An 8,121-nucleotide genomic window follows, 5' to 3' on the forward strand; every position below is an offset into this window, starting at 1 on the left:
TTATAGATATTTTTTATTATAGCTACGTCACCAGCTTCCAATTGCTCTCTTTCATTATTTATGCTTATATTTATTTTTCCTCTTACACAATAAAAAACTTCTGTTGTATTATTGTACTTATCATTTTTATAAGGATTAATAATTTTTTCATTTTCTAGATTAATATATTCTATAAATCCATCTGCATTATCATTTAACATTAAGTTAAAATCAGTTACTTTTCCATAGCTCTTAGTATTCCAGTCTCCATAAAAAGTATCTTGTTGGAACTTTTCAAGAGTTACACTATGGTGGTTTTCATGGATTAATTTAAGTTTTCCATCAAGTATCATTATTCTTCTTTTTATATTTGGTAATTTTGTAAAAGTAGATTCTTCCAAATCAACTTTTGCTGAGCTAATTCTAAATGTAAAATTTCTATTTTCATAAAGTTCATTTTCTGGATAAATATAAAGCTGAGTAGTTGTTCCACCTGACCACTTGCTACTTGAAAGCTTGTCTTTTTTTATAATTTTAATCTGCCTCATAGTATTCTCCCCTCTGTAGTTAAATAAGCTCATACTTTAACACCCCTACATATTAATTATATACTAGTTTTTATCAAATTGAAAAGTTTCTTGTTAATAATTAAATTTTAAGGAAAATATGAGTAAGTATATGTATAAAGGGTGTATCATTTTTTGATACACCCTTTAAAATTCAAATTATATTTTTCTTATATACAATTAATATAGCTGATCAAACTCTATATCATTTAATAAATTATTTAACTTCTCTCTTGCATTTTCAATTTCAATCTTATCCTGTTTATTAAGGATATTTTCAAACTCTATCAATGCTGAGTTAATTACCTGTCTATCTTCTCCCATACTTTCTTCATACATTCTCTCGCCCCTAAAAAGTACTTCTTTATTTTTTTCATCTTCTCTAGGGTGAATTTTTAAATAACTTAGCTCTTCAAATCTAGCATTAGCTTCTTCTTCACTTATTTTGTTTTCTTGTTTTTGAATTATAACTCTTTTCTTCTCTCCAGTTGAGTTTACTTTCACTATTACTTCTAATAAAGAGTTTATATCGTATGTATAAGTTACATCTATGGACTGATCACCGGCTTTTCCTCTAGGCACACTTACAGTTAGTTGTCCTAATTTTAAGTTGTTTTTTACAAATCTACTCTCTCCTTGAAGTATCTCAATTATTAACTTGCTTTGATTATCGTAAGCTGTATAAAATGTCTCAGTTCTACTTACTGGTATTGTTGTGTTCCTTTCTATTATAGGACAGAAATAAGTCTCGTTGTATCTATTATTTGATGAATTCATCACTACTTCTGTTCCCAGTGAAAAAGGGCACACATCTGTAAGTATTACTTCTTTTATTGATTTATTTCTTTCTTTCATGGCTCCTTGAATAGCTGCTCCCATGGCAACAGCTTCATCTGGATTTATGCTTGTGTTTGGTAGCCTACCAAATATTTTACCTACAAACTTTCTTATAATAGGAAGTTTTGTTGCTCCTCCTATTAATATTATTTCATCTATTTGATTTAATTTAATTTTTGCATCTTTCAAACTTTTTTCTATAGGCTTCTTAAGTTTTGATAAAATAAGTTCACAAGATTTTTCATAGTCATCCATGTTTATGCTTGTTTCGTAAATTTTATCTTCCACCTTGCATTTTATTTGTACAACTTTCTTTGAACTAAATTCCATCTTAGCTATTTCACATTGCTTTTTTATATGAGATAAATTCTTTGTACTTAAGTCTTCTTCTTTCAAATTTACTTGTTCTAAAAACATTTTATAAAGTATTTCTGTGAAATCTTCTCCACCTATGTAGTTATCTCCGGCTACTGCTCTAACTTCCATTATGCTACCATACATCTCTAGTATGGATATATCAAAAGTCCCTCCACCTAAATCAAATACTAAAAATCTAGTATTATCATCTCTTTTATCTATACCATAAGCAATGGCTGCTGCTGTAGGTTCACTAATAATTCTATTTACCTTTAGACCTGCCAGTTCTCCTGCTTTTTTTGTTGCTTTTCTTTGGTCATCATTAAAATATGCTGGCACACTTATAATGGCTTCTTCTACTTTTTGTCCTAAATGAAACTGTGCATCTTCTTTTAGATACTTTAATACAAAAGAAGATAGTTCTTCTGCTTTGAATTTTTTATCATTAAGTACAAATTCTTTATTTGTACCCATACTTCTTTTAAATACATCTACCGTCATATGAGGATATAATATTTTTCTTTCTTTTGCTATTTTCCCCCACATATATATTATTATTTTCATCTATACTAACAACGGAAGGAGTAAGATTATCTCCCAGCCTATTTGGTATTATTTTTGTTTCTCCTTCATGAAAATAGCTTACTAAACTATTTGTTGTTCCCAAATCTATTCCTATTATCATTTTTTCTCCTCTTAACAACCAAGTATTTCTCCAAAACCAATTATGTCTTCATCTGAAGGATCTATTTTTTTTCCTTCTTCTAAGTACTCTTTGGCTTTATCTATATTTTCTTTTAAAATTTCTAAATAAATTAACCCTGCGATAGCATCTGTACATTTTCTCTTGTTACAATACATACATGTAGGTGAGTTCAAAGCTTTTTTTAGATATTCTTCAGCTTTATCTAAATCTCCTAAAATTGCATAAGCATCACCTGCATATTTATAATTCATAGGAAGTTCATCTTTTTTATAATCTAAATCTTTCGGTATTAAATTTAATACTGTATTAGCATATTCAATGGCTTCTTCTTTACAATCTAACTCATTATATATTCTAGCTGCATGCATATAAGCATTTATATCTGGCTCTTCTTCATCTACTTCAACTTCCACTTCATTTATGCCAAGTCCTTTTTCTATGGAAAGTATAGCTCTATTTAAGTTATTCATATAATAATAAAGTCTACCTTTGTCTCTATTTATTTGACTATCATCACAATTAATTATTAGTGAGAAATATTTTTTTGCTTCAGATAATCTTCCAGATTGCCAAAACATCATTGCCATCCTATATCTATATTCCACACTGAATTTTGATTTATTTATTGCTTTTAAATATTTCTTTAACTGTTCTTCACCTCTTTTGAAATCCCCCATGTCCATATATACATTGTAAATTTCAAATAAAGTATCTTCATCCTCATCATCCGCATAATCTTCTTCATAACATTTGATAGCTTCTTCATACATTCCAAGCTTTCTATATACAGTTGCTAATCTATAATTTAAATATACAACTTCATTTTCTTCATTACTATCTTCAATTGTTTTAGCTTTCAAATAATATTTTAATGCTTCTTCATTTTTATCAAGGATACTGTAGTATATTCCAAGATTATCATAAACCCTTACACTTTGTGGCATGACACTTTCTAAATATTTTAAGTCTTCATATACACTGTCTAAATTATATAACTTCATATTCAAAGCTATTCTAGGAAAATAGTCTTCGTCGTCATCTTCTAGTTCTATTTGTTTAGTATAATATTCCAATGCCTTGTCATACTCTTTCTTTTCTCTATGAATATGACCTAGTTGAGTGTTTGCATATGAGTTACCCTCATCTATAATATTTAGTTCTTCGTAAATACTTTGAGCTTCGTCTAATTTATCATCTTCAGCTAAATACCAAGCTTTATAATACATAAGCTCTGTGTTTTTGCTGTCATATTCTAATCCTTTATTAGCAAGTTCTATTATTTCCTGTGGCGTTTTATCTTTATAAGTAGATTTTATATAATATAAATAAGCATCTTCATCAAATTCCACATATGTATCTTCATTTTCTTCCATTTTTTCTATTACTTTCTCAAGTATATCTTTTGCAGTTTCTGCATCATCTTCATAATAAGATATAAGTCCTTTTAGTAAGTTTATTGATTCAGATTCAACCTCTTCTTCTTGAAGAAAATCTATAATTTCCTTTGCATCATCTATTTCTTCAACTTCTATTAAAATTCTTGCTTTGCAAATATGTGGGAATATTTGATATCTATCTATTTCCAACATTTCATCACATATATCAAATGCATCAGAGTAATAATTCATATCGTATAGGGCATTTGCTTTTGATCTATATACGGCTAAATTTTCAGGTGATAACTTTAGAACTTCATCACATAAGTCAATTACTTCTTGGAACTTTCTTTGACTATAAAGTATATATATTTTTGGCATTAAAGCATTAATATCTGTAGGCAGAATTTCCAAGGATTTATTTATATTTTCAAGAGCTAATTCTTTTTTCTTTAAATTATAATAACAACATGATTTTGATTTATAAACTTGGCTTAAACATTTATATTTTCTATTAAAATCTGTAATTTCATTTTCTTTTACATTTTCAATTGATTTTTTCCATCTTTCTATGTAATCAAAAGCTTCATTGTATTTATCTAAATTTGAGTAAATTCTAGTCATTAATGCATAATACATATCTTCAATTGATTCATCTATTTCTATGGAGTTTAATATTTGAAGGGCTTTTTCAAAATTATTATCATCATTATAAGCCCATGCAATTTCGATTAATTCATTTTTATTGTAATTTTCATCTTCATTTTCTTCATATTTCTCTATGATTTTTTTATTTATATTATCAAAAATATCATCTATATAATAATCTGAATATCCATTGAAATATAGACCATATATTAATGCTTTAGCTTCTAAAAATCTGCCTTCTTCTTGATAAATATATGTAAGTCCTTCTATTGCTCTAGAATTTACTGGATTTTTTTGCAAAATTTCATAATAATACTCTTTAGCCTCTTTATGATTTCCTTTACCCACAAGTGCCATGGCTTTAAGTAAATTTATTTCTAGCATTTCTACATATTTTATATCCATTTTATCTATTACTTCTAAACATTTATCATACTCATCCATTGAGTAATAAATTTGCGCTAGTTTTTTCTGTAATTCTGGATGATAAATATTTAGAGATTTTATTTCATCATAAAGCTTTAAAGCTGAAGTATATTCTCTTTCACTATATAAATCTCTAAGTTCATAAAACTTTATCAAAAATTCATCATAATCTAGATTATCTTTTAAATCAAATAGTGAATATAGTGGAAATTCATCATTACTCATTTTGTATATAATTACATTATCTATAAATGCTTTTGGGAATTTCTCATATAAATCATCTAAATTGTCCATAAAATCAAATTCTTTATTTAAAAATCTTACTAGTGTGGATGGTATAAAGTAATTTTCCATAAGAAACTCTAAAAGAGAGTCTCTGACTTCTATTTTGGAATCTAAATTTTGGCATATATCATCTTTTAAAAGTTCTTCCCATTTATCTAGGTCATTTCTTGATTTGAAATTTTTATATACTTCTTCTACTTTTTCCATCCATATATCTATTTCACTTTTCTTACTATTTAAATTATCTTTTTCATTAATGATTTCATCTTGTGAATTTGCGTATTCTAAAGCTTTCTCATAAGCAAGTCTTAGTTGCATAAACTCTTCTGGTTTGTCCTCTGGATTGGTATTTTGAAGCTTGGTTAAATAAGCTCTTTTTATAATATCTTTGTCTTTTGTTTTGTCTATATTTAATATTTGAAATATATCCATAATTTTCCCCTCACATTTTTGTCATTTTTAACCTTCTAAAAAATATTATAACATAGAATATAATCTTGTTTGTACCGTGTATTTTTAATAGAGTATATTCATTTTTCATACATCACTTGTATTTCTAAAAAAAATACTCCTTTCATAACAACAGTTTTATTATTAAAACCATATGCCATGAAAGGAGTATATCCATTTTATATTAAACTAACTATTTATTAACTTATTAACCTAGAACTCTTTTATAACCCTTTATTAACGGTCTTTCTGGATGTATTAACGGCCAATTTACAACTTTTTCTGGCCAAGCCTCTATTTCCCTATTATTGCCTAAATATATAGCCACATGAATTACCGTTCCTGCACTATTTTTATAAAATACTAAATCTCCTCTTTGTGGCTTTTGAACTGTTTTTAATGTTGGAAGATTCCAAAGGTTTCTAGACTCATACTCATATCCTGGTTGAGTGTGACGAGTTACACTTACTGGAGCTGGGTCAATTCCTATGGAATACATGGCTTGCATAACTAAACCACTACAATCAACTCCACTTCCTGGAACACCAACAGCACCAACTACGTATTCTGTACCTAAATAACTTTCTGCAGTCCTTATCATTTGTTCAACGAGATCTGATCTTGTTGACTTTGAGTTTGTCTTAACTGGCGTTACATATGAATCCAATGTATACCAAGAAGACTCACTAAATCCCATTTTTTCCACGTAGTAAGGTCAACTACACCTGTTACTTTTAGACCCTTTGTCTTTTGGAAAGCCATGACCTTTGATATTGTAGTTGGTCCTACGATTTCCCATACATGTCCCATGCCTAGTTTTCTTTGAACCTTCGCAACTCTAAGGCCCATTGTTCCTCTAACTAGGTTTTTTCCTGCTCCACTTACACTTATTTTATCTTTTAATTGAATATATCCTGGTGGATTTTTATAAACTCTATCTGATTCACCATCAGAACTTGCATCTACTACGTATGATCCACTTATGTATCCATAACCTTTTTATATTTAATTTTGTACCATCCATTAGATGATATATTTTCTATCTCAACAATTGCTCCTTTTTTCAATGAACCAATCTTAGAACTATTAGTAGAAGCATTCGCTCTTACATTTAATGAACTTGTTGTAACTTTTCCTGTCTTTATAGTATTTATTTCATTTAGATTATGCATTGATAACTCAGGTTCTATTTCCTCATTGTTTTCAGCATAAGAAGGTACACTTGTTGCTAAAGCTCTACTCATTAAAATCCCTGATAAAACTATCAATAAGCGTTTATCCATTCTTTCATCCATAATTTTGCTTCCCCCATTTCCCCTTATATGTTATATAAAGGATCAATCATCTTCATTAACCTCTCTATTTCAATGGATTCATAGGTCTTATTTTTACTATCACCCAAAATATTACCTTATCTTAACTTGAGGTCAAAACATAAATTAGGGATATCAATTATGATTACCCCTAATTTACATAGTATATCAATATGAAATTTTTTCAACAATATTCCTACATATTTTTATAATTTATAACAAATTAATCTCATTTTGCTCATATTTTTCTATTCAAATCATATAAAAAATACTAAATATATATCCCTTTCTCACTTGACAAAAAATTCCTGATTTAAGCATTAAAATAAGCTACTAAATAAGTATCTTCATACAAATTTAGTAGCTTTATTATTATATATTTGCCATTTCCACTTTTACCACGTCTTTAATATTTCTATCAGTTTTATCTTCCATGTGATCATCATCCATTGAATTATCTCGTTCAAGGTTTAGAATTATTTCAAAGGTAGTTCCTTTGTTTTCTTCGCTATCAATATTTACCTTGCCACCATGCATTTTTATTATCTCATCTACTATACAAAGGCCTATTCCACTTCCTTCATTTTTTCTAGATAAAATTGAATCTACTTGATAGAACCTGTGGAATATCTGATTTACTTTTTCCTTTGGTATTCCTATTCCATTATCTTTGATGCTGATATAAACAAATTTATCATCATGTTTTATATGAACTTCTATTTTACCATTTTCATTGGTGAATTTTATGGCATTAGAAAGTAAATTTAAAATAACTCTTTCTATTTTTTCTTTATCTATGAAAGTTATTATTTCCTCTGAGTCCGTATCAAATATTAATTCTATATTTTTCTCATTAGCATAGTCAACAGTTGCAAATACTATATCTTCCACAACATAAACTATATTTTCATTTTTACATTTACATTCATAAAAACCAGAATCGAACTTTGTAATATCTATTAAATTATTTATAAGTCTAATTAATCTATCCGAATTTTGATTAATTCGCTCTACTTTATCTAATATATATTCTTTTTCTACTTGTTCATTTTTATTAGCCTTTAATTCCAATAGAGTTGATGCACTTCTTATTATGTTTAATGGTGTTCTCAGCTCATGACTCATATTTACTATAAAATCAGTCTTTAATTGCTCCCTCTCTTTTGCAATTTTGTATA

At 27.9% G+C, this 8,121-nt stretch carries 8 protein-coding genes; all 8 read right to left on the reverse strand.

Annotated elements, in window-relative coordinates; genetic code table 11:
* Positions 1-527 (reverse strand): HutD/Ves family protein (locus NSA58_RS12155; protein ID WP_257560506.1); only part of this gene is annotated, 527 nt, incomplete at its 3' end.
* Between the two features lie 198 nt (positions 528-725).
* On the reverse strand, positions 726-2,285 hold the full coding sequence (locus tag NSA58_RS12160) for an Hsp70 family protein (protein ID WP_330652567.1): 1,560 nt from the start codon (positions 2,283-2,285) through the stop codon (positions 726-728).
* Positions 2,221-2,424, reverse strand: coding sequence for an Hsp70 family protein (locus tag NSA58_RS20745; RefSeq protein ID WP_330652568.1), 204 nt, complete (start codon positions 2,422-2,424; stop codon positions 2,221-2,223). The genes NSA58_RS12160 and NSA58_RS20745 overlap by 65 nt, the downstream gene beginning before the upstream one ends.
* 11 nt (positions 2,425-2,435) lie before the next feature.
* Positions 2,436-5,612, reverse strand: a complete 3,177-nt coding sequence (locus NSA58_RS12165; RefSeq protein WP_074429704.1) for a tetratricopeptide repeat protein — start codon at positions 5,610-5,612, stop codon at positions 2,436-2,438.
* A 226-nt stretch (positions 5,613-5,838) separates the two neighbouring features.
* Entirely contained in the window at positions 5,839-6,327 is a 489-nt protein-coding gene (locus NSA58_RS12170) for a C40 family peptidase (protein WP_079764807.1), read from the reverse strand.
* Complete coding sequence (locus tag NSA58_RS12175) at positions 6,282-6,479, reverse strand: peptidoglycan-binding domain-containing protein (RefSeq protein ID WP_074079533.1); 198 nt, start codon at positions 6,477-6,479, stop codon at positions 6,282-6,284. The genes NSA58_RS12170 and NSA58_RS12175 overlap by 46 nt, the downstream gene beginning before the upstream one ends.
* Positions 6,480-6,610: 131 nt before the next feature.
* The gene (locus tag NSA58_RS12180; RefSeq protein ID WP_074429705.1) at positions 6,611-6,925 is read right to left on the reverse strand and encodes an SH3 domain-containing protein; all 315 of its coding nucleotides are present in this window, start codon (positions 6,923-6,925) and stop codon (positions 6,611-6,613) included.
* Between the two features lie 390 nt (positions 6,926-7,315).
* Positions 7,316-8,121 (reverse strand): sensor histidine kinase (locus NSA58_RS12185; protein WP_257560507.1); only part of this gene is annotated, 806 nt, incomplete at its 5' end.

This window comes from Terrisporobacter muris (genome assembly GCF_024621905.1).
In the GTDB taxonomy this organism is placed as follows: Bacteria; Bacillota; Clostridia; order Peptostreptococcales; family Peptostreptococcaceae; genus Terrisporobacter; species Terrisporobacter muris.